This window comes from Acidovorax sp. 62 (genome assembly GCF_002754495.1).
Taxonomy (GTDB): domain Bacteria; phylum Pseudomonadota; class Gammaproteobacteria; order Burkholderiales; family Burkholderiaceae_C; genus Acidovorax.
On record NZ_PEFJ01000001.1, the window covers coordinates 328130 to 349910 of the forward strand.

Genomic DNA, 21781 nt, shown 5'->3' on the forward strand with positions numbered 1-21781 from the left:
GCTGCACTGGGCTACATGCATTCGGCAGCACTGTTTAACGCGACAAACGCGGTGGTCGCAGTCATTGCCGTGCCGCCTTGGGCTTTAGCGGATGCGAAGCAGGGCAATTTGCTATGAAAAGTGTAGCTGCTTGCGCTTGTTTTATAAGCGCTAGACCTGTTTTTTGCCGAAGGTACGTCGCTACCTCAGGATGTCTATGGGGCCAGCAAGCGTTGTAGCGTTGCGGTGACTTCTTGGGCTTGCTCCTGCAAAGACTGCACCAGTGGCTGGGCTTCCGGCAGCGCCGGGCGGTACAGCGGCAGCAAGGCGTTGACGCTGAACGGCACGGAGAACCCCAGCCTGCGCACCACCAGCCCTGGCCCCGCCATGGCCAGGGCCGTGAGCGGGTTGACGATGGCCAGCCCCAGGCCTTGCTGCACCATCGCGCACACGGCCACGGCGCTGTGGGTTTGCAGGTGCAACTGGCGCGCCACGCCCGCTTGGGCAAAGCGTTCGTCGATCTGGCGGCGGTAAGGGTCGTCGGCAGACAGGCTCACAAACGGCTGGCCTGCAAAGTCCTGCAAACGCAGAACGGCTTGGTTCGCCAGTGCGTGCCCGGCGGGCAGCACGGCCACTTCGTCCAGCGTCAGTAACGGCACGGCTTGCACGCCGGGGGGCGTGGCGGCTTGCTCGCTCAGGCCCAGGTCAAAGCGCTGGGCGCTCATCCATTCCTCCAGCAGCGGCGATTCTTGCGGCGTGATGGACACGCGCAGGTGGGGCTGCGTTTGCAGCAGCCGGGCGATGGCACCGGGCAGCAGGGCGTGGGCGAGGGCGGGCAGGCACAGCACCGAGAGTTGGGCCTCGTGCGATTGGCCCAGGGCCACGGCCCGCTCCACCACGCGCTCCAGCCCCTGCCACGATCGCTGCACCTCATCCCACAGGGCCAGCGCACGGGCGTTGGGGCGCAGCCGGCCCTGCTGCCGCTCAAACAGCGGGTAGCCCAGCAACTGCTCCAGCCGGGCCAGCTCGCGGCTGACGGTGGGCTGCGAGCTGGCCAGCAGGGCGGCGGCCTGGGTCACGCTGCTGGCCGTCATCACGGCGCGAAAGACTTCGATGTGCCGGTGGGTGATGAGGGCGCTGCGCGCGGGGCTGGTGTTTGAAGCAGGGTGGGTGGGCATGTTCAAAGCATATCTAAAATGAATTGACTATGGAAAAATTGCCATTGGACTGGATGGATGGGCCGCGGCATGATGCGCAGGCTGCTCACCTTATGGCGGGCCATGGTGTCTTTTGTTGTTCGTTTTCCTTGCCGTGGATCGGCATTCCTGGAGCCCTGCATGTCCAACCCCTTTACCCCCGCCCAGTTGTGGTCCTTGGCCGACGCGTTTGGCACCCCGCTGTGGGTGTACGACGCGGCCACCATCCGCCAGCGCATTGCGCAGGTGTCCAACTTCGATACGGTGCGCTTTGCACAAAAGGCCTGCTCCAACATCCACATCCTCAAGCTCATGCGCGAGCAGGGCGTGAAGGTGGACGCCGTCTCGCGCGGTGAAATCTTGCGGGCGCTGGCGGCGGGCTTCAAAGCGGGTGGTGAGCCGTCTGAAATTGTGTTCACCGCCGACCTGTTCGACGCGGCCACGCTCGATTGCGTGGTGGAGCATGGTGTGCCCGTCAATGCAGGCTCCATCGACATGCTGCGCCAGCTGGGCTCCCGCTCCAAGGGCCACGCCGTGTGGCTGCGCATCAACCCCGGCTTTGGCCATGGCCACAGCAACAAGACCAACACGGGCGGCGAGCACAGCAAGCACGGCATCTGGCACACCGACCTGCCGCTGGCGCTGCAGACGATCCGCGAGCAGGGGCTGACGCTGGCGGGCCTGCACATGCACATTGGCTCGGGCGTGGACTACGGCCACCTGGCCGAAGTGTGCGGTGCCATGGTGGAGCTGGTGCGCACGGCACATGCGGCGGGGCATGACCTGCATGCCATCTCGGCCGGTGGCGGCCTGTCCATCCCCTACCGCGCGGGCGAGCCGGTCATCGACACCCAGCACTACTACGGCCTGTGGAACACCGCACGCCAGCAGGCCGAGGCCATCGTGGGCCACAAGCTCGGGCTGGAGATTGAGCCCGGCCGCTTCCTGGTGGCCGAATCGGGTGTGCTGCTGGGCGAGGTACGCGCCACCAAGAATGCGGGCAACAACCACTTTGTGCTGGTCGATACCGGCTTCAACGAGTTGATGCGCCCCTCGATGTACGGCAGCTTCCACGCCATGAGCGTGCTGCGCCGCGATGGCAGCCAGGGCGCCAGCCAGCCCACCGTGGTGGCTGGTCCGCTGTGCGAGTCGGGCGATGTGTTCACCCAGGGCGACGGTGGCGTGGTGCTGCCGCGCGACCTGCCCGCCGCGCAGGTGGGCGACCTGGTGGTGTTGCACGACACGGGGGCTTATGGCGCCTCCATGTCCTCCAACTACAACACCCGTCCGCTGATTGCCGAAGTGCTGGTGGACGGCGCTGAGCACCGCCTGATCCGCCGCCGCCAGACGGTGGACGAGTTGCTGGCGCTGGAGTTGGGGCTGTAACACCTCGGCGAAAAAGAAAGGGGGCCTTGGCGGCCCCCTTTTGTTTTCGTGATTAAGCGGCGGTTCTTTTAGACCTGCTCTGAGGCCGGGCCGCGCCCCATCAGCCTTGCCACGGCCTGGGCTGGGGTCATGCCCCCGTCCAGCAGCGCCACCACGGCCTGCGTGATGGGCATGTCCACGCCCAAGCCCGCTGCGCGCTGCGCCACAGTGCGGGCGCAGTAAACGCCCTCGGCCACATGGCCCAGGGATTCGACGGCTTGCTGCAGCGTTTTGCCCTCGGCCAGCAGCAGGCCCACCCGCCGGTTGCGCGAAAGGTCGCCAGTGGCTGTCAGCACCAGGTCGCCCATGCCCGACAGGCCCATGAAGGTCTCTGCCCGCGCACCCAGCGCCACGCCCAGCCGGGTCATCTCGGCCAGGCCCCGGGTGATGAGTGCGGCGCGGGCGTTCAGGCCCAGCTGCAGCCCATCGCACAGGCCGGTGGCAATGGCCAGCACGTTTTTTACCGCGCCGCCCACCTCCACGCCCACGATGTCTTCGTTGGCATACACCCGCACACTGGGGCTGTGGAAGGCGGCCACCAGGGTGTCGCGCACGGCCGCGTGTTCGCTGGCTGCGACCAGCGCTGTGGGCTGGTTGCGGGCCACTTCCAGCGCAAAGCTGGGGCCGCTGAGCACACCCGCGCGCAGCGCGGGCGCCACCTGGGCGCACACCTCGTGCGCCAGCAAGCCTGCGGCAGAGTGCGCGCCGTGAGCCGCCTCAAACCCTTTGCACAGCCATGCCACAGGGGCGGCGCTGCCCTGCAATTGCGTGAGCATGCCGCGCAGGGCGGCCATGGGGGTGGCCACGATGATGAGGTCTGCCTGCGCGCAAGCGGCCAGTGCGTCGCCACTGGCCAGTTGCAAAGAGGGGGGCAGTGCAATGCCGGGCAGGTAGTGGCGGTTTTCATGCAGTGCCTGCATGCTGCTGGCCTGTGGTGTGCTGCGGGCCCACAGCGTGACCTGATGGCCCGCAGGGTGCTGCGCAGCGCTCAGTGCCACGGCAGTGCCCCAGGCGCCTGCGCCGAGTACTACGATTTTCATAGCTGCTTACGCCCTTGTATCAAGCAAAAGGGGCCCGAAGGCCCCTTGTTGGTCTGCAAATCCAATCTGCAAAACGAATCGCAAATGGGTGCCAATGCAGCGATGCCGGTGGCTTACTGGGCCACGGCGGTGTCGGCCGCTGCGGCTTGCTGTTGTTGCTCGTACATGGCCTGGAAGTTGATTTCGGCCAAGTGAACGGGCGGGAAGCCAGCGCGGTTGATCAGGTCGGCCACGTTGCCGCGCAGGTAGGGGTACACGATCTGGGGGCAAGCGATGCCCATGATGGCGCCCATTTGGTCTTCAGGGATGTTGCGCACTTCAAAGATGCCTGCTTGCTTGGCTTCGACCAGGAACACGGTCTTTTCCTTGATCTTGGTCTGCACGGTGGCCGTGACGCAGATTTCGTAGATGCCATCGGCGACGGGGGCGGCTTCCACGCCCAGCTGGATGTCCACGCTGGGTTGCTCTTGTTCGAGCAGGATGGCGGGGGAGTTGGGCTGCTCGAGCGACAGGTCCTTCAGGTAAACGCGCTGGATCTGGAAAACGGGGGTGTCTTGATCGGCCATGGGTTAAGTCTCTCTACTTACGATTTACGTTTGCTCAAACTGAAGTTGCTTGCAAAACAAAACCCGCCGGGGATCAGCTCCCGCAGCGGGCACATGGGGCTGCATTATGCAGCGCCCGTAGGTGGGATTGCCAGAATCAGGCAGCGCCCAGCAGCGGCATCAAGCCCCCACGTCCATCCAGTGCCACCAGATCGTCGTGGCCGCCCACATGGGTGGTGCCAATGAAGATTTGCGGCACGGTGCGCCGGCCGGTGATCTCCATCATGTGGTTGCGGGCTTCGGGGTCCATGTCGATGCGGATTTCCTCAATCTGCTCCACGCCTTTGGATTTGAGAATCTGCTTGGCGCGAATGCAGTAAGGGCAGACGGCGGTGGTGTACATCTTGACGGGTTGCATGGTGCTCTCCTGCAGTAAAGGGGCGTTCAGGCTTTTTCGACGGGCATGCTGGCATCGCGCCAGGCTTTGAGGCCGCCGGCCAGGGCTTCGGCTTTTTCGTAGCCCAGTTTTTTGGCCACAGCCGCCGCGCGGTTGGCACGGGCGCCAGAGGCACACACCAGCACCACGGGCAGGCTTTTGTTCTTGACGAGGCTGGGCAGGCGCTCTTCGAGTTGGCCCAGGGGCACGTTTTTAGCGCCACCCACGTGGCCTGCGGCAAATTCCTCGGCTTCGCATACGTCGATGACGACGGCTTTTTCCCGGTTGATGAGTTGCACGGCCTGGGCCGGGGAAAGCGAGCCAGCGCTAGCGCTGCGCAGTGTGGGCCACAGCAGCATGCTGCCCGATGCGAGGGCTACGACGAGCAAATACCAGTTGTCGATGAAGAATTTCACGAAGATTCCTTGGGTTGGCAAACAGAGCAATTTTAGAATGTAAGGTTTTGACCCGCTCTTTCTAGGGAAACCATGCACAAACTCGTTCTGATCCGCCACGGCGAATCCACCTGGAACCTTGAAAACCGCTTCACCGGCTGGACCGACGTGGACCTCACCCCCACGGGCGTGGACCAGGCCAAGAACGCCGGCCGCCTGCTCAAGGCCGATGGTTACGAGTTTGATGTGGCCTACACCAGCGTGCTCAAGCGCGCCACGCGCACCCTGTGGCATGCCCTGGACGAGATGGACCGCACCTGGTTGCCCGTGGTGCACAGCTGGCGCCTGAATGAGCGCCACTACGGCGCGCTGCAGGGCCTGAACAAGGGCGACATGGCCAAGCAATATGGCGATGAGCAGGTGCTGGTGTGGCGCCGCAGCTACGACACCCCCCCGCCAGCGCTGGAAGCCACCGACCCCCGCAGCGAGCGCAGCGACATCCGCTACAGCCAGCTCAGCCCCGAGCAAATCCCGCTGACTGAGTGCCTCAAGGACACCGTGGCCCGCGTGCTGCCGTTCTGGAACGACACCATGGCCCCGGCCATTCGCTCGGGCCAGCGCGTGGTGGTGGCTGCGCACGGCAATTCCATCCGCGCCCTGGTCAAGTACCTGGACAACATCTCCGACGGCGACATCGTGGGCCTGAACATTCCCAACGGGATTCCGCTGGTTTACGAGCTGGACGAGAACCTCAAGCCCATCCGCCACTACTATCTGGGCGATGCAGAAGCTGCGGCCAAGGCCGCTGCAGCCGTGGCTTCGCAAGGCAAAGCGTAAAGACGCTGTAAATCTGCGGGAAAATCCCTCCAGATCCTGCCAAAGTGAGCGCCCGCGCGGAACTGCGACGGGCGCGGCCCTTCCAAGGTGTATATTGAAGCGGTAAAAGGTGTTGTATGGGCCAGAAACTCAAAATTGCAGGATGGGTGTCGGTAGGTGTGGTGGCCGGTGCGCTGACCACCGTGTCATTGCAGACCGTGGCACGCGGTGCCATGGTGCCGCTTCCGCTGGAAGAAATGCAGCAGCTGTCTGCCGTGTTTGGCCTTGTCAGGACTGACTATGTCGAGCCTGTGGATGACAAGAAGCTCATGACCGATGCCATCTCGGGCATGGTCTCCAGCCTGGACCCGCACTCGCAGTATTTCGACAAGAAGTCGTTCAAGGAATTCCGCGAAGGCACCACGGGCCGCTTTGTGGGCGTGGGCATCGAGATCACGCAGGAAGAGGGCCTCATCAAGGTGGTGTCCCCCATCGAGGGCTCACCTGCCTTCCGCGCCGGGCTCAAGACCAACGACCTGATCACCAAGATCGACGACACCGCCGTCAAGGGCCTGTCGCTCAGCGATTCGGTCAAGCGCATGCGGGGCGAGCCCAACACCAAGGTCACGCTCACCATCTTCCGCAAGGACGAAAACCGCTCCTTCCCGGTGACCATCATCCGTGAAGAAATCAAAACCCAGTCCGTCAAAGGCAAGGTGATGGAGCCAGGTTACGCCTGGATCCGCTTGTCTCAGTTCCAGGAACGTACGGTGGACGACTTTGTGCGCAAGGTCGAAGACGTCTACAAGCAAGACCCTAACCTCAAGGGCCTGGTGCTGGACTTGCGCAACGACCCCGGTGGTTTGCTGGATGCGGCGGTGGCGATCTCGGCAGCTTTCTTGCCTGAGAACGTGACCGTGGTCAGCACCAACGGCCAGTTGGCTGAGAGCAAAGCGACCTACAAGGCGTCGCCCGAGTTTTACCAACGCCGCAGCGGCAGCGACCCTCTGCGCCGCCTGCCCGCAGGGATCAAATCGGTGCCCCTGGTGGTGCTGGTCAATGAGGGGTCCGCCTCTGCCAGCGAAATCGTGGCCGGTGCGTTGCAAGACCACAAGCGCGCCACCATCATGGGCAGCCAGACCTTCGGTAAGGGCTCGGTGCAAACGGTGCGGCCTTTGGGGCCGGACACGGGCATCAAGCTCACCACCGCCCGCTACTACACCCCCAGCGGCAAGTCCATCCAGGCCAAGGGCATCGTGCCTGACGTCATGATCGACGAGTCGGAAGAGGGCAATGTGTTTGCCGCCCTGCGCATGCGTGAAGCCGACCTGGACAAGCACCTGGGCAGCGGTCAAGGCGAAGAGCAAAAGGATGAGGCCCGCGAAAAGGCCCGTGAGGAAGCGCGCAAGCGTCTGGAAGAAGAAGCCAAAAAGCCAGCGGCGGAGCGCAAGCTGCCCGAGTTTGGTACCGACAAGGACTTCCAGCTCACCCAGGCGCTCAACAAGCTCAAGGGCCGCGAAGTGCTGGTGAGCAAGACGCTGACCGAGCGCAAGGAAGAAAAGAAGGAAAACTAAGCCCCGCTTGGTTTTCTGTGTGAACAAGGCCGGGCTCCCGCAAGGAGCCCGGCCTTTTTAACGTGGTGGATGACAAACAATGACCGATGAACAGCTGCTGCGCTACTCGCGCCACATCCTGCTCGATGAGGTAGGGATTGAAGGACAGGAGCGGGTGCTGGCCGCGCATGCATTGGTCATTGGTGCCGGTGGGTTGGGCTCGCCAGCCGCCTTGTACCTGGGCTCTGCCGGGGTGGGGCGCCTCACGCTGGTAGACCACGATGTGGTCGACCTGACCAACCTGCAGCGGCAGGTGGCCCACACCACCGACCGGGTGGGGCAGCCCAAGGTCGCGTCGGCTGCGCAGGCGGTGCACGCCATCAACCCTGATGTGCACATCACGACCTTGCAGCAGAAGGCCGATGAAGCGCTGCTCGACACCTGGGTTCCCCAGGCCAGTGTGGTGCTGGACTGCAGCGACAACTACACCACACGCCATGCCGTCAATGCAGCCTGCATTCGCCATGGTGTGCCTTTGGTGGCGGGGGCGGTGATCCGGTTTGATGGCCAGATCATGGTGTTCGACCCACGCGATGCGGCGTCGCCCTGCTACGCGTGCATGTTTGCGCCGGATGCAGAGTTTGAAGAGGTGCAATGCTCCACCATGGGCGTCTTTGCGCCGCTGGTGGGGGTGATAGGCGCCATGCAGGCGGCAGAGGCGCTCAAGCTGGTGTCGGGGGCTGCGCCAGCGATGACGGGGCGGCTCTTGATGCTGGACGGACGCAGCATGGAGTGGAGCACGATGAAGGTGCCGCGCGACAGCGGCTGCAAGGTTTGCGGCCATCGCGGCCCGTAACGACAGGCCTGCCGATTGGGCAGGGAGTAGGAATATTCCTACGGTCTGCGCCAGTGCTGGCTGGCAAAATTGTAAAAAAGATGCACGTACAGTAAGGGCTCGGCCGCACCTCGTTTGTGGGAGGCCAGAGCATTGGGCCAGCCTGTGAAACTCCGTACCTACATTGTTGAAGACAACGCCACCATCCGAGAAAATCTCATTGGCACTCTGGAAGAGCTTGCGTCGATAGAGCCTGTAGGTTTCGCCGAAACCGAGGACGAAGGCAAGACCTGGCTCACAGAGCGCGCAGCCCAGTGGGACTTGGCGATTGTGGATCTCTTCTTGCGCCAAGGCAGCGGCCTGGGTGTGCTGGAGGCTTGCCGTGCACGCAACCCCGATCAAAAAATGGTGGTGCTGAGCAACTACGCCACCCCTGACATCCGCATGCGCTGTGCCCAACTGGGCGTGGATGCGGTGTTTGACAAGTCCAACGAAATCGATGCGCTGGTGGATTACTGCATGGAACGCAGCCGCCCTTGAGGTGCGCTTTGCAGTGATCGTGCGGTGGCGCTGACTGTGTTTTTGCGCTGCCGCCCACGCGGTGGGGCCCATCGTTGGGAGCCGCTTTCCTCACGCGCTGGAGACTCTGGTATGGCGGCTTGCGTGCTTGTGGCAAGGCCTAGGGCGCGGCGCAACCCTGGCCCATCGGGCAGGCAAAGCCTGCCCTCCCTCTCAATCAATCAGCTGGTTCTTGAGCGCGTAGTACGTCAGGTCGCTGTTGGACGAGAGTGCCATTTTCTCCATCAGCCGCGTGCGGTAGGTGCTGACGGTTTTGACGCTCAGCGACAAGTCTTTGGCAATGTCTCCGGCGGTTTCGCCTTTGGCCAGTTTCAAGAAGACCTGGAACTCGCGTTCGGACAGTTGTTCATGCGGCGGGGCATCGTCCTTGCGGTTGAGCTGCTGCGCAAGCAGGTCTGCTACGGTGGGAGTGAGGTAGCGTTTGCCCAGCGAGATGACGCGAATCGCCTCCACGATCTCGGAAGGCTCGCACTCCTTGTTCAGATAGCCGCTGGCACCCTGGCGGATGAGGTTGATGGCGTAGTGTTCTTCAGGGTAGCCGCTCAGGATGAGGATGCCCATGTCTGGCGCCTTGGCACGCAGCATGGCCAGTGCATCCAGGCCGCTTTGGCCGGGCATCGACAGGTCCATCAGCAGCACGTCGATTTCATGGTTGCGCACCAGGTCGATGGCTTCACGGCCGTTAGACGCTTCGCCTTCCACCCGCAGATCAACATGCTCCGACAGGAACTGGCGCAAGCCGGTGCGAACAATTGCGTGGTCATCCACAATGCCAATTTTGATCATTGAACGTTCTTTCAAAAGGGCGGACAAGCCGCCTGCGGTGAGATGTTGAAACCCTGCGGTGGGTGCTGTTTGGCCGGTAGCGCGCAGCACGCAGACCATGAAACTCTATCCTGATTCCAATCTATGACACTGCAAGCAACCTTTCAGCGCTGGCTTCCCAAGGTGCGGCGCATGGCGCTGAGCCTGCCCATGGCCCTACTCGCCGCCGCAGTATTGGTGGGTATCAATGAAACGGGGCACATGCGCTCGCAGGATGCCGTGCGCCAGATGAGCCAGTGGCAGGTAACGCGCGGTGCAGTCAACAGTTTGCTGCAAAGCATGCTGGACGCGGAAACGGGCCAGCGGGGTTATCTGCTCACGGGCAACGACACCTACCTGGAGCCCTACGACAAGGCCATGACGGCGGTGCAAAGCCATCTGGATACGCTGCGCAACCAGTTTGTGGATTCGAAAGAAGATTTGCAAGAGGTGGCCCACCTGTCGCGCCAGGTGTCGCGCAAGTTGGCCGAGATGGAGCTGAGCCTGCGGCTGCGCAGGCAAGGCAATGAAGATGCCTGGAAGTTCGTCTTGCACACCGACATGGGGCGCGAGAACATGGACGAAATCCGAAAGCACGCGCATGCGCTGATTGAGCGCAGCTCGGCTAAGGTCCAACTGGGGCAGGAGCAGATTCTGCAATCGCTGATGCTCTCGCGCATTGGCATTGCGACGGTGACGGCAATTGGCCTGCTGGCGTTTTTCATGTACCTGCGCCAAGCCCATGCGCTGCTGTTGGTCAACCAGCGCGAGCAGGCGTTGCTGGAGCATGAGCGCGACCGGCTGGAGGGCCTGGTGCGCGAGCGCACGGCCACATTGTCAGAACTGGCCAACCACCTGCAGCAAGTGCGCGAAGACGAGCGCGGCCACCTGGCCCGCGAGCTGCATGATGAACTGGGTGCATTGCTCACGGCCGCCAAGCTTGATGTAGCGCGATTGAAGTCCAAGATCGACGCCACCGTGCCGGATGTGGCAGAGCGCTTGAAGCATCTGACCGAAACGCTCAACAGCGGCATCGCCCTCAAGCGCCGCATCATTGAAGACCTGCGCCCGTCGTCCCTGTCGCACTTGGGGCTGACGGCCGCGCTGGAAATTTTGACCCGCGAGTACGCACAGCGCGCTGGCATCGAGGTGGAAACCAACCTCGAGCAGGTGGAGCTGCCTGGGGGCGCGCAGTTGACTGTTTACCGCATGGTGCAAGAAGCGCTGACCAACATTGGCAAATACGCCCAGGCCACCAAAGTGCTGGTGTCTGTGCACGCCCACCCCAAGCATGTGGCGGTGCAGGTGCATGACAACGGCACGGGCTTTGACCCCGCCAGCGTGCGCGTTTCCTCGCACGGGCTGGCGGGCATGCGCCACCGGGTGGAGGCTGCCGGCGGGCGCCTGAGCGTGCACTCCAGCCCAGGCAACGGCACGTTGCTGTCTGCTGTGCTGCCCCTGCAGCGTTGATCGCTGCTGCTGGCCTGCCAGAGGGCTCCTGGCAGGCCCAGCAGGCCAGCGGATCGCACTTCGCGGCATCGCGGCGTATGGCCCGGCCGTTGCCCGCGATGGCCCTGGCGTGCCGTCATCGACGGCATGGCAGGCTGCACTCTCTGGGCACTTTCGGGCCTAGCGCAGGCCTGAGCCATCGCCCAGGCCCAGGCCCAGGCCGTCAGGCGCCGTCCTACACCGCCCCCGTCTGCGCACTGACATGCGGCTGCGCCAGCCACCGGCACGGGCAGGCCGCTTGAAAACCTACAGTGGAACCCAGCGAGTTGCTCCACAACTCTCTGCACATCAAACAGAACGGGCCGGGCCTACCGGAAAGACTGGGCAGACAACAGGCATGGCCTGACGCTGCCGAGCCGTGTGCAGTGACCTGTGGCCCATCACGCCAAGCGCCGAGATGGCGGCGCGCTCTTCAACCGCCGGTGATCCGCTGGCACTTTCTGGGAGAAGTTCATGTTGCATTACGCCGTTGTGTTTTTGGTGATTGCGCTGGTTGCCGCCCTGTTTGGCTTTGGTGGCATCGCAGCTGGGGCCGTGGGCATCGCAAAGATTCTGTTCTTTGTGTTTGTGATCATGGCCGTTGTGACCTTCGTGTTTGGCTTGCTCAAGCGGGGCTGAGCTTCAAGGCCTACCCGCCTGCAGTGCACCGCCACCCGTGTCCTTCACTGTCACATCCACTGTTACCACTGACAAGGAGTTACCGATGAGCATCCAAACGAGTACCGAGAAGTTGAGCCACACCGCCCGTAATCTGGCCGATGACGTGCTGCAAAGCGCAGAAGAAGCCGTCAAGGCCACCCGCACCAAGGCCGATGCCTCTTTGAGCCTGGCCGAAGGCAGGGTGCGCCAGTTGCGCGAAGATGCCAGCCCCGCGATTCAAGACCTGGCTTCCCGTGCACAAGACATCGCTGCGCGCAGCATTGAGTACTGCGCTGAAACCAGTGACCGTGCCCGCCGCCAATTGCGCCATGCCTCTGAAGCCACCTCGCGCTATGTGGCAGAGCAACCCGGCAAATCGGTTGCGATTGCTGTGGCCTCGGGGGCCGCATTGGGGGCGTTGGCCCTGTGGTTGTCGCGCCGCAACCGCATGCATTGACTCTGATTTTCTGCGGGCGCAGGGGCGGGTGCCATGCCTGGCACGCACCTTTGCGCCAGCCTCAATCCCTTGGCCACGGAGGGTGCAACAGGCCAGTGGGTTGATTGTGTTGTCAGCACCCGCGTTCTCCAATCTCCAACGAAGGAATTCCCATGAAATACGCACGTGCCCTTGCTTTTGCTGCCGTGACCGGCATCACCGTTCTGGCCGCTACGGGTTGCTCCGTGGCCCGAGACCAGCAGACTGTGGGTGCCTACGTCGATGACGCAGGCATCACCACCGCCGTGAAGGCCAAGATGGCAGAAGACAAAACCGTTTCCGCCACCTCCATCAGCGTGGAGACCTTGAACGGCACCGTCCAGCTGTCTGGCTTTGCCAAGTCGCAGGCCGAGAAGAACCAGGCTGAAAACATCGCCCGCAACACCAAGCATGTGCGCGAAGTGCGCAACAGCATCGTGGTGCGCCCTTGATGTTGTAATGCCTTGACGGATCGGGGGTCTGCGAAGGCCCCTGGACCCGTCAGCGACAGGGCGCAGGTGCCCACGCAGTCCCCGTCACTCATCGCAAGCCCACCCGTTGCCATGCAGCGGGTGGGTTTGTTTTTTTCCAGAGTCTTGCCGCTGGGCCCGTGCTTGTTGCATGGGGCGTGTGCGGACGAACCTGCTCAGGGGTAAGCTTCGGCACCATGCGCGTATTCAATTGCGACCACTGCGGTCACCTGGTTTTTTTTGACAGCGTGCAATGCCTGCACTGCGGCAGCACGTTGGCTTTTGTGCCCGACCAGCTCAGCATGGCGGCGCTGACCCCTGCACCCCAGGATGGCCCTGACCTGTGGCGGCGCATGGGCGAGCGCGGCGGCTCGGCCCACAGCGGCAAGCTCTACCGCATGTGCCACAACCGTACGGCCCACGGTGCCTGCAACTTTGCTGTGCCGGCCAACGACTATTCGCCGCTGTGCGTCTCGTGCCGCCAGACGCGCGTGCTGCCAGACCTTTCAGAGCCCGCCAACCTGGGGCGCTGGCAACAGGTGGAGGCCGCCAAAAGGCAGCTTTTTTACACCCTGGCGCGCCTGGGGCTGGAGCCCGTGCCGGGCCGATCGGGCCCCGTATTCGAGTTTCTGGCCGACTGGCCCGGCGGCCCAGAGGTGCTGACGGGCCACCTGGGTGGCACCATCACCCTGAATGTGGCCGAGGCCGATGACGACGAGCGCGCCCGCAGGCGCATTGCATTGGGCGAGCCCTACCGCACGCTGATTGGCCATTTGCGGCACGAGTCCGGGCATTTTTACTGGGACCAACTGGTGCGCGATGGCGGCAGGCTCGATGCCTTTCGCAGCGTGTTTGGCGACGAGCGGCAAGACTATGCCCAGGCCCTGAGCGCGCACTACGCCAAGGGCAACGACCTGGGCGACTGGGCGCAGCGCCATGTGAGCGCTTATGCGTCAGCGCACCCCTGGGAAGACTGGGCCGAGACCTGGGCGCATTACCTGCACCTGGTGGACTTGCTGGAAACCGCTGCCAGCTACCAAACCACGGTGATGGTGCCCGAGCCGCATGCTTCTTGGCTGCACAGCATGCAAGACCCCTTTGGCACCCCGCCGCCGGGGTTTGACGACATGGTGCGCCAATGGGTGCCGCTCACCCTGCTGCTCAACAGCCTGAACCGCAGCCTGGGGCAAAGCGATGCCTACCCGTTTGCCTTGTCGGCCGGGGCCATGGGCAAGCTCCGGTTTGTGCACGAGCTGGTGCAGTCTGTGCGGCTGGCGGACGACGCCCGTCGCAGCGACATGCAGTGAGTTTGCTATAAAAAATATAGCTGCTGGCGCTTATTTATCAAGCGCTAGAGGCCAATTTTGTTCTGAGTTGGATGGTGGCGCGTGACTTCAGACGGCCCGGACCAGTCCCCAATGGTTGTCTAGCCTGGCCTGGTGCAAAGTGCCCGGGTGGGTGAGTGCCTGCGTGTTGACTGGGGCTCCAGGCACCCGCTGGTGCAACAGGCTCTGGCCCAGGCCACCGGCCCACAGCCGGGCCCCGTCGGATGCCAGCGCGCACACTTCTGCCAGCGCAATCTGCCCGGTGCGCAGCCCTTGGGCATTGAACAGCACTGCGCAGCCTGCTTTGGGGCAACTCACGGCCCAGCCCTCAGGCGTGGCCACAATGCTGCCGCCATAGCCCTGCAAGTTGGCCGGCGCTTGCACAGGGGGCACGAGGGCCTCCGCTAGCGCACTGGCTCCAGTCTGCGCTGCATTGCCCACCTGGGGCTCTGCGTGCAACGCCTGCCCATCAAAGCGGGCGTGCACGGGGGCGGCATGGCGCAGGGCCGGGTCATCGTGTTCAGCCTGCAGTGCAATGCCCAGCACCGTGCCCGCCGGGTTCCAGGCCAGGTGGCGCAGGCTCAGGCGCGGGTCGTCCAGCCGCCACTGGCCCAGCAACTCGCCGGTGGTGCCATCCAGCCGCACCAGCGATGAGTCCATGCGGTGCATGTCGCGCTTGGCACGGCCGGTTTCGGGGGCGGTGGGCACGCCACCATTGGCCACGATGAGGGTGGGGGCGCCGGTTTTGCTGCTGGCGCTGAGGCGGTCCCAGATCAGCTCGTGCGCATCCATGCCATGGGTGGGCCATTCGGCCACTTTCTCCAGCGTGCGCGCATCGCGCACGCCCACCAGGCTGTCGCCGGTTTCCACGTCGGTTTCTGTGGTGTAGAGCGTTTGGCCGTCTGGGCCCGCCAGCACATGGCCGTTGAAGGTGCGGTCTGGAAACGCAGCCTCGGCGGTCTGCCACCGCCACAGCGGCGCCGTGTGGCGGCCCGGGTGCCAGCGCACCATCCAGTCACCAGGGCGGCGGGCCACGGCCAGCACCGATCCATCGGGCAAGGCGACCACCCCGTGGGGGCGCGAGGGCACTTCCAACACCGCTTGCACGCGCAGTTGCAGGCCCGCCGCCGACAGCAGCCCGATGTGAAAACTGCCCTGCGCCTCCCACGCCGCGGCCAAGGTGGCGCTGTTGGTGTGGGTGGCGTTGTTGGGGCGGGTGCGGGCTGCGGCTGCCTGCGCTGCGTGGGGCTGCAGCGCCCAGGTACTCAGCCCCCCCAGGCCTGCCAGCAGCGCCAGGGCGGTGCGGCGCTGCAGCGCCGCTGGCGCAGTCTGGCCCGTAGCTGCTGTGGGCTCAATCCCCATCGGCATCAGAAAAACCAATGCTCACCTGCAGCGCAGGCGCCACTTCCGACTCGGCCAGGAACTTGAGCGCCGCCAGATCGCGCGCCGCCTGCTGGATGGCGGGCTTGCCTTTGACCCCGGCTTTTTGCACCTGCGCCATCGAGGCATCCACCTTCTGCGCCGCCTGGTGGAGCTTGTCGGCCAGCGGGTTCAGGCCCTTGCCACGCAGGTAGGTCTCCAGCGGCACCAGCGCTTCGCCGGGGGCGGGCGTAGGCGCCTGGGCGCTTTGCTGCGTCACGGTGCTCAGCCCCTTCCAGGTGGCGGCCCAGGCGGCCAGCGTGTCCTGGCTGGCGCTGCGTGGGTACTCGGGCGGCTTGCTGCCCTGGGCTGCGCGCAGGGGCTTTTCCATGTGGGCCCAGCGCAGGCGCTCAATGCCGCCCACCCACTGGTTCACGAATTCGCTCATGGCCTGGGTGGACTGCTCTTGCTGTTCCTCGGCACCCCAGTCACTGGCTGCCGTGCGGGCAAAGTCGGCGGCCACAGCGGTGGCCTCGCGGGCCACGTCCAAGGCCACTTCGTGCGCGTAGCTGCAAGCAGGCGTGCCGGGCTGTGCGGGGCGCGTCCACAGCAGCCACTCCAGCGCTGGCAGGCCCTTGGCAGGGGTGCCGATGCGTTCAAAAGCCTTGGCGCCCTGGGGTTGTGCCTGGATGGCTTTTTCAACCAGTGCGGGGCGTGTGGGGGCGAAGTCGATGGCGCGCTGCGTGCGGCGCGCAATCACCGGGCCGATGGCGATGGCCGAGAGTTCTTCCCAAGCGCGGGTGGTGCCCAGCCATGCGTTGCGGGCTGATTCCAGTGCGGCCTTGGATGCGTTGGTGTCCGCGTTGCCACTGCACATTGCCGCCATCGCGTTGGTCAGTGCCTGCGCGCTGCGGTCAAACGCCTGCGCCCGGGGCAGGGCCCAGTGGCTGTAGATGCCTTGCAGTGCGTGCACCGTGTCATAAAACGGCACGGCCTCGCGTTGCCAGGTGGGCGCTGCGTGGGGGGGCGTGTTTTTGACCTGTGCATGGGCAGCCAAGTGCAGGGCTGGCGCGATGGTCAGCAGCAGCGCGCACAGTGTCCATGCCTGGCTCAACGGTTTGCGCGTGCTTGCAGGTGTGCTTGTGCGGCTTTGGGGTGCATGGGTCATAGCGATTCCACAAATTTCACGAGCGCTTCGCGGTCAGCCTTCTTCATCTTGAGCACCTGGTCCTTGGCCGCTTCTGCCTCGCCACCGTGCCACAGCACGGCCTCCAGCACACCGCGTGCGCGGCCGTCGTGCAGCAGGCGGGTGTGGCCGTTCACGTCCTTGATGAGACCGGTGCCCCACAGCGGCGGGGTCTTCCACTGGCGGCCATTGGCGCCAAAGTCGGGGCGGCCATCGGCCAGGCGCTCGCCCATGTCGTGCAGCAGCAAGTCGGTGTAGGGCCAGATGCGCTGGCCGCTCAGGGCCTTGCTCGTCAGGTGCGGGAAGGGGCCGCTTTGCGTGACGTAACTCGGCCGGTGGCAGGTGGCGCACTGTGCCTGCGCAAACAAGGCCTGGCCGCGCAGCACCTGGGCGTCGTTGACGCTGCGGCGTGCAGGCGGTGCCAGCGTGGCCTGGTAGAAGATCACGTCGGCCAGCGTCTTGTCGTCAATCTCCACGCCGGGCTGCCCTTGCACCGCAGCGCTTTGGCCGCTGGGCGCAGCCAGGCAGTCTTTTTGCGCGGGGGTGCAGGCCTCGGTGGCAAAGTGGCGCGAGGTGATGCCCATGTCGCCCACAAAGGCCCCGCCCGTCTGGTGCGCAATGGTGGCCACGTTGGCCTTCCAGCCAAAGCGGCCCAGCATCATGCGGCCCGAGGGTGCGTCCCACACCTGGTTGGGCGTGCCCCTGATGGGGCCTGCGGCAGCAGCCTGGTCGGCTGCGTTGGCCAGGATGTCTGTCTCGGCAATGGCTTCAAGCAAGCCCACACCGATGATCTGCGGCGCAATGCGGGGGCTCAGCATCACGTCGGGGTGCATGGGGCCGTAGCCCAGGTCGGCAAAGCCGTACGCGGGCTTTTGCAGCGCGTAGGGCGTGCCATCGGCAAACTTGCCTTTGACGGTGTCGTAGCGCAGCGTCACGCGGCCTTCGGGCTTCACGCCCTGGATGGCTGCGTTGTTGAATTGGTCGCCATAGGTGGGCTCGTGCTTGGGCCCGCCATGCGCATCGGCGCCAGGGATGGACAGGCGAATCAGCAGCGCCACCGTCGGGTCTTTGGTCTCGCCCAGGCGGTTGAAGATGGCTGGCGGCTCGCCCCGGCCGTCCTGCACATGGCAGCCACCGCACGACCGCGCAATGAAATGCGGGCCCAGGCCATCGCGGGCCTTGGTCGATGCGGGGGCCTCGACCCAGTTGCGCCGAAAGAACGAGTTGCCAATGACAAAGCGCGTGCGCTCCTCATCGCTGAGGTTGGCGGCGGGGAACGAGAACGCATTGCGCCCCGTGGCAAACACCGTGGTCTCTCCGCCCGTTTTTTCACCCAAGGGGTCGGGTTGGGGCGCGGCCGTCAAAAGGCCCACGCTCAGGCAGGCTAGGGCGGCGAAACCGGTGCTGGCTGCTGCCAGGCGCGCGGCGCGCCGGCGGCGAATGGCTTGCGGACGCTGCATGCTCAAGGCTGCACCAAGGTCAGTTTGGTGATGCCAATGGCATTGGCAGCGGCGACCAGGTCCTTGCTTTGCTGCGTCAGGCTGTCGATGGTCTTCTGGATGCGCTGGCGGCCCGGTGCTTCCTTGCCGCCAATGATCTCGCGGTCAAACGGGGCCTGAATGCCCTCGGCCGCAGCCACCGATGCGGCGATTTGCTGCGTGGTCTTTTCGGCCAGAGCCGCGTCCTTCGCGGCCACCAGGTCGCGCAGCGATGGGCCCATGAGCACCGTGCCATCGGCCTGCTTGTACTGGCCCAGCCACACGTTTTGGATGCCCAGCGCGTTGGTCACTGCGTCGCGGTGGGTGTTGTCCGAGAAGCACGAGTGCTCGTCTTCCTGGTCCTGGCTGTTGAGGGCCACCTCCAGCCGTTCGCCCGCCAGCTCGCCGCGCGAGAGCGAGCCCAGGCCCACCAGCATCTTGCGCACCGACTCGCGGTTGCCCTTGACGAAGCGGGCGCGGTAGTTGTTCTTGGCGTCCGGGGCCCAGGCCTTCACCAGCGTGGTGAGGTCATCGATGAGCAGCTCGGTCACCACGTTCAGGTACTGGCGACGGCGGTCGGCGTTGGGGGCCTTGCCGTCCACAAAGTCTTCAAAGTTGCGATCGCCCGGGCCGGTCTCAGACAGGTCCTGGCCCCACAGGAAGAACTCGATGGCGTGCCAGCCCGTGGCAATGTTCTCTTCGCCACCGCGTTCGTTTTGCGCAGAGAGGTTTTTCTTGTTGATGACGAACTTGCGGTTGTTCACCAGGCCTGCATTGGGCTTGCCCTGCACGCTGTCCACAAACGACTCGTCCATGGGCCACGCGTTGATGCGGCCCTCAGGCCCGTTGTCGTTGTCGATGGGGCCGCCATAAAAGCGGAAGGCCTCGGTCTGCCCGTAGAACTCGCGCGCCGCCAGCCAGGTCTTGCGGGCCTCGGCCAGTGTGGCGGCCGATGGCTGTGCGGTGAAGGCCGTCACCGCTGTTTGCAGGGCCTTGGCAGCGGTGAGGGTGTCGCTGTAGCTGGTGTGCACCAGGTGTGCGTAGTGCGCCACCACTTGTGGGGCTGCTACGGCGGCTGCCGCAGCCTGGGGGGCGGCCACCGCCGCTGGGCTGGAAGGAGCCTGGGCTTGGGCCACCGATGCGGCCGAGCCCAGTGCACTGATCAGGAGTGCCATGACAGGCATGGTTTTGGTGAAAGGTGTGTGCATGATGGGCTCCTTAGAGATGGCTTGGCCTGTGCGCTGCCGCAGCAGTGCATGGCCAGGGATAGGAAGAAGGTGCGTGCGGCAGAGGTGCCAACGCTAGGGGGGCTGGGCACGCAAGCTGATCGCTGGGGCGTGCCGCAGTGAATTGTAAGTTAATAAGAGTGATTTGCATTTAATGCAGTACCTGACGCCAGGGAATACTTGACCCTGTGGAGGCACTGCGCGGCAGGCTTTGCCGTGCGGGTGCTGGTCGGGTGGTTGGTTGCTCCGGTGTTGCCCTCGCCAGCAAAAAAGCCAGCCGGGCTGTATGGCCCGGCTGGCTTTTGTTGTGCCCCTTTTGCTGGGGGCAAGGCTTGTGCTTAGCCCAGTTTCATCTGGCTGGGTGTCCCGGTGAGGTAGCCCACAGCAGCGCCCGACTTGTTTTTGTAGTTGGCGCGGATCATCGGGTCCAGCGTGTCTTTGACGACGCTGTGAATGCTGCCCCAGTCGCCAGCATGCTGGAAGTTGCTCATGATGTAGGTCCAGCCGTTGATCTCGTCCACAGCGTGCAGGCCGGTGGATTCGCCACCTGCCGGGATCGACATCAGGCGCGACAGCTGCTTGGTGTCCACGTTGTAGGCCCACAAGAAGTTGTTGACGTGCTGGCTGCTGTCTTCGCCGATGAACAGCGTGCGCAGCTTTTCCGAGAACTTCAGGTTGTCGGGGTTGCAGATCTTGTTGGGGTTGCCGGTGTTACCCAGCGCGTCAGCGGTGATGTCTTCGCCTGCAAGCAGAGCCTTGGTGTCCACGGGCATCCATTCGCTGTTGATGGCGCCGCCGTCGGTGTCCTTTTGGCTGCCGCGCAGGTTCAGTGCCATGACGGCACCGGCCGACAGCTGCTTGGGCACCGAGATGCCGTTGCCGGGCACGTTGGCTGCGTTGCCTGCCACCATGGAGCTTTGCACGTTCTGCAGTGCAGAGTAGGCAATCTTGTCCTTGGCGTTGACGGTGGTGCCTTCCATTTTGGTGAAGCCCAGGCTGGCGCCCTTGAAGGCGGCGTAGCGGTGGGTTTCGAGGAAGGCTGCGGCCTTCTCCATGCCGGGGTTGATCTTGATCCACTCGGTCTTGCCGTTAGCCACGATCTTGGTGAACGTGGCGTCCTTCGGGTCAGCGCTCACCACGGTCATGATGTCCGTGGGCTTGAGCGTGTTGGCCAGGTTCTCGATCTCGGTGCTGGTGGCAGAGCCCAGCTTGATCCAGGTGAGCGCAGCGGCGCTGTTGGCTGCGGGGTCGATGGAGAAGCCAGAGCCCACCTTGGCCACATACAGCGAGCCCGAGGACAGGTCTTTTTCCTTGTCGGCCACAAACACAAAGTAGGCGCTGTTGGTGGCGTCATCGCCCATCAATGCCGTGCGCTGGTCGGGCATGACCTGCACCAGCTCGTGCGAAATGCGGCCCATGCAGAAGTGCTTCTTGATGCTGGCCGTGCCATCGGCGTTGACGGTCACTTCGGGCATGTGGCCGTAGTGGTAGGGGTTGGCCGTGGCTTCGTTGCCATACAGGTTCTTGCTGTAGGCCTTGAACATGGTGTTGCTGGCGATGCTGAAGGCATCGGGCTCGTACTCTTCGCTGGACAGGTGCGTGCCCCATGGCGAAAGGCTGGCGCCGCAGGTGATCCACAGGCCGTGCACCTTGGAGGTGTCCACGTTGTGGTACTTCACCAGGCTGAGCTTGCCTGTGTCCTGGTCTTGGTCCAGCGTCAGCACGGCGATGGGCGATGGCAGCTTGCCGTACATGTCGGTCTTGCCGTCTTGCGCCCAGGTGGTGTATTCAAACTGCACCACGGCAAACACAGGCTTGCCCTTGACGCCGTCCACCTTGGCATTGGCCACGGTCAGCAGCGAGGTGCCATCGGGCGAGTCAGAGAAGAACTGGCGCTCAGACCCTGCCACGGAGGTGTCCGTGATGGCCTTGTTGTTGATGTCGTAGTAGCCGCCAGCCAGCAGCTTGCCGCCCTTGCCATCAGACACCATGTCGCCCGTGACGAAGAAGGGCTGGTAGGCCAGTTGGAAAGAGCGCACGGAGTTGTCGCTCAGGGTCACGTTCAGTGCCGAGCCCACTGTGGTGGTTGCCATGGCGGCTGGGTTGGCCAGCGTGGGTGCGGCCATTGAGGTAAAGCTGGCGGAAACAAAGCTGGCACTGGTGCTGTCGCTACCACCGCCGCAGGCTGTCAAAAAGGAGGTGGCAGCCGTTGCGCCCAGGGGGAGCATGGGAACCCCCGCCAGAAATTGCAGTGCTTTGCGGCGGGTGGTCAGCGAGGATTGGGACATGTCTTGGTATTTCCAGTGGGGTATTGCGTTACTGCAGACCACACCACGTTCGACCCAGTGGGCCAGGCACTGCGGTCGGTGGTCGTGATCACCAGCCAGCGATGCTAGAAATATCCTGTGACACTTCGTTGATGCTTTTGTGACGTTTGCGTGACGGATACGCACTATCCGCCGCGTTGTCTGTGCGCACGCGTGACACCCCAACGAGTCCCTTGAGACAGGG

General features: G+C 64.1%; 21 protein-coding genes. 10 read left to right on the forward strand and 11 right to left on the reverse strand.

Annotated features, from left to right (window positions below):
- Positions 1–194 precede the first annotated feature (194 nt).
- On the reverse strand, positions 195–1157 hold the full coding sequence (locus CLU86_RS01480; RefSeq protein WP_099740341.1) for a LysR family transcriptional regulator: 963 nt from the start codon (positions 1155–1157) through the stop codon (positions 195–197).
- Between the two features lie 159 nt (positions 1158–1316).
- On the opposite strand from CLU86_RS01480, the gene lysA reads away from it, so the two are divergent.
- Positions 1317–2561 (forward strand): diaminopimelate decarboxylase, encoded by a 1245-nt coding sequence (gene lysA / locus CLU86_RS01485; protein ID WP_099740342.1) that lies wholly within the window; start codon positions 1317–1319, stop codon positions 2559–2561.
- Between the two features lie 68 nt (positions 2562–2629).
- Here lysA and CLU86_RS01490 read toward each other — a convergent pair whose 3' ends face one another.
- The 4 genes from CLU86_RS01490 to CLU86_RS01505 form a co-directional block, all read right to left on the reverse strand.
- Positions 2630–3640: an NAD(P)H-dependent glycerol-3-phosphate dehydrogenase gene (locus CLU86_RS01490; protein WP_099740343.1), complete on the reverse strand. Its 1011-nt coding sequence runs from the start codon at positions 3638–3640 to the stop codon at positions 2630–2632.
- A 113-nt stretch (positions 3641–3753) separates the two neighbouring features.
- Positions 3754–4206, reverse strand: a complete 453-nt coding sequence (secB, locus tag CLU86_RS01495; protein ID WP_099658252.1) for a protein-export chaperone SecB — start codon at positions 4204–4206, stop codon at positions 3754–3756.
- Between the two features lie 136 nt (positions 4207–4342).
- Positions 4343–4603, reverse strand: coding sequence for a glutaredoxin 3 (grxC, locus tag CLU86_RS01500; protein ID WP_099658253.1), 261 nt, complete (start codon positions 4601–4603; stop codon positions 4343–4345).
- 26 nt (positions 4604–4629) lie between these two features.
- Entirely contained in the window at positions 4630–5037 is a 408-nt protein-coding gene (locus CLU86_RS01505; protein WP_099740344.1) for a rhodanese-like domain-containing protein, read from the reverse strand.
- Between the two features lie 72 nt (positions 5038–5109).
- On the opposite strand from CLU86_RS01505, the gene gpmA reads away from it, so the two are divergent.
- The 4 genes from gpmA (at position 5110) to CLU86_RS01525 (ending at position 8760) form a co-directional block, all read left to right on the forward strand.
- Positions 5110–5853 carry a 2,3-diphosphoglycerate-dependent phosphoglycerate mutase gene (gene gpmA / locus CLU86_RS01510; RefSeq protein ID WP_099740345.1) on the forward strand — a complete coding sequence of 248 codons (744 nt, stop codon included), beginning with the start codon at positions 5110–5112 and terminating at the stop codon, positions 5851–5853.
- Positions 5854–5969: 116 nt separating this feature from the next.
- Positions 5970–7406 (forward strand): S41 family peptidase, encoded by a 1437-nt coding sequence (locus tag CLU86_RS01515; protein ID WP_099658256.1) that lies wholly within the window; start codon positions 5970–5972, stop codon positions 7404–7406.
- Positions 7407–7485: 79 nt separating this feature from the next.
- On the forward strand, positions 7486–8241 hold the full coding sequence (locus CLU86_RS01520) for a molybdopterin-synthase adenylyltransferase MoeB (RefSeq protein WP_099740346.1): 756 nt from the start codon (positions 7486–7488) through the stop codon (positions 8239–8241).
- Between the two features lie 144 nt (positions 8242–8385).
- Positions 8386–8760 carry a response regulator gene (locus tag CLU86_RS01525; protein ID WP_099659054.1) on the forward strand — a complete coding sequence of 125 codons (375 nt, stop codon included), beginning with the start codon at positions 8386–8388 and terminating at the stop codon, positions 8758–8760.
- 192 nt (positions 8761–8952) lie between these two features.
- Here CLU86_RS01525 and CLU86_RS01530 read toward each other — a convergent pair whose 3' ends face one another.
- Entirely contained in the window at positions 8953–9585 is a 633-nt protein-coding gene (locus tag CLU86_RS01530) for a response regulator transcription factor (protein ID WP_099658258.1), read from the reverse strand.
- Positions 9586–9708: 123 nt separating this feature from the next.
- Between CLU86_RS01530 and CLU86_RS01535 the strand changes: the two genes are divergently transcribed.
- From CLU86_RS01535 to CLU86_RS01555, 5 genes are all read left to right on the forward strand, one after another.
- Positions 9709–11073, forward strand: a complete 1365-nt coding sequence (locus tag CLU86_RS01535) for a CHASE3 domain-containing protein (protein WP_099740347.1) — start codon at positions 9709–9711, stop codon at positions 11071–11073.
- A gap of 492 nt (positions 11074–11565) precedes the next feature.
- Positions 11566–11730, forward strand: coding sequence for a DUF1328 domain-containing protein (locus CLU86_RS01540; protein WP_099658260.1), 165 nt, complete (start codon positions 11566–11568; stop codon positions 11728–11730).
- 85 nt (positions 11731–11815) lie between these two features.
- Entirely contained in the window at positions 11816–12208 is a 393-nt protein-coding gene (locus CLU86_RS01545; RefSeq protein ID WP_099658261.1) for a DUF883 family protein, read from the forward strand.
- 152 nt (positions 12209–12360) lie between these two features.
- Positions 12361–12678 carry a BON domain-containing protein gene (locus tag CLU86_RS01550; RefSeq protein ID WP_099658262.1) on the forward strand — a complete coding sequence of 106 codons (318 nt, stop codon included), beginning with the start codon at positions 12361–12363 and terminating at the stop codon, positions 12676–12678.
- Between the two features lie 215 nt (positions 12679–12893).
- Positions 12894–14003 carry a putative zinc-binding metallopeptidase gene (locus tag CLU86_RS01555; protein WP_099659055.1) on the forward strand — a complete coding sequence of 370 codons (1110 nt, stop codon included), beginning with the start codon at positions 12894–12896 and terminating at the stop codon, positions 14001–14003.
- 87 nt (positions 14004–14090) lie between these two features.
- Here CLU86_RS01555 and CLU86_RS01560 read toward each other — a convergent pair whose 3' ends face one another.
- The 5 genes from CLU86_RS01560 to CLU86_RS01580 form a co-directional block, all read right to left on the reverse strand.
- Positions 14091–15389 carry a DUF1513 domain-containing protein gene (locus tag CLU86_RS01560; protein ID WP_233194726.1) on the reverse strand — a complete coding sequence of 433 codons (1299 nt, stop codon included), beginning with the start codon at positions 15387–15389 and terminating at the stop codon, positions 14091–14093.
- On the reverse strand, positions 15373–16548 hold the full coding sequence (locus tag CLU86_RS01565) for an imelysin family protein (RefSeq protein WP_099740349.1): 1176 nt from the start codon (positions 16546–16548) through the stop codon (positions 15373–15375). Before CLU86_RS01565 ends, CLU86_RS01560 begins: the two co-directional genes overlap by 17 nt.
- Positions 16545–18026 (reverse strand): di-heme oxidoredictase family protein, encoded by a 1482-nt coding sequence (locus CLU86_RS01570; RefSeq protein WP_099740350.1) that lies wholly within the window; start codon positions 18024–18026, stop codon positions 16545–16547. Before CLU86_RS01570 ends, CLU86_RS01565 begins: the two co-directional genes overlap by 4 nt.
- 2 nt (positions 18027–18028) lie before the next feature.
- Positions 18029–19252, reverse strand: a complete 1224-nt coding sequence (locus CLU86_RS01575) for an imelysin family protein (RefSeq protein ID WP_099740351.1) — start codon at positions 19250–19252, stop codon at positions 18029–18031.
- A gap of 356 nt (positions 19253–19608) precedes the next feature.
- Positions 19609–21558, reverse strand: a complete 1950-nt coding sequence (locus tag CLU86_RS01580) for a PhoX family phosphatase (RefSeq protein ID WP_099740352.1) — start codon at positions 21556–21558, stop codon at positions 19609–19611.
- Positions 21559–21781 lie beyond the last annotated feature (223 nt).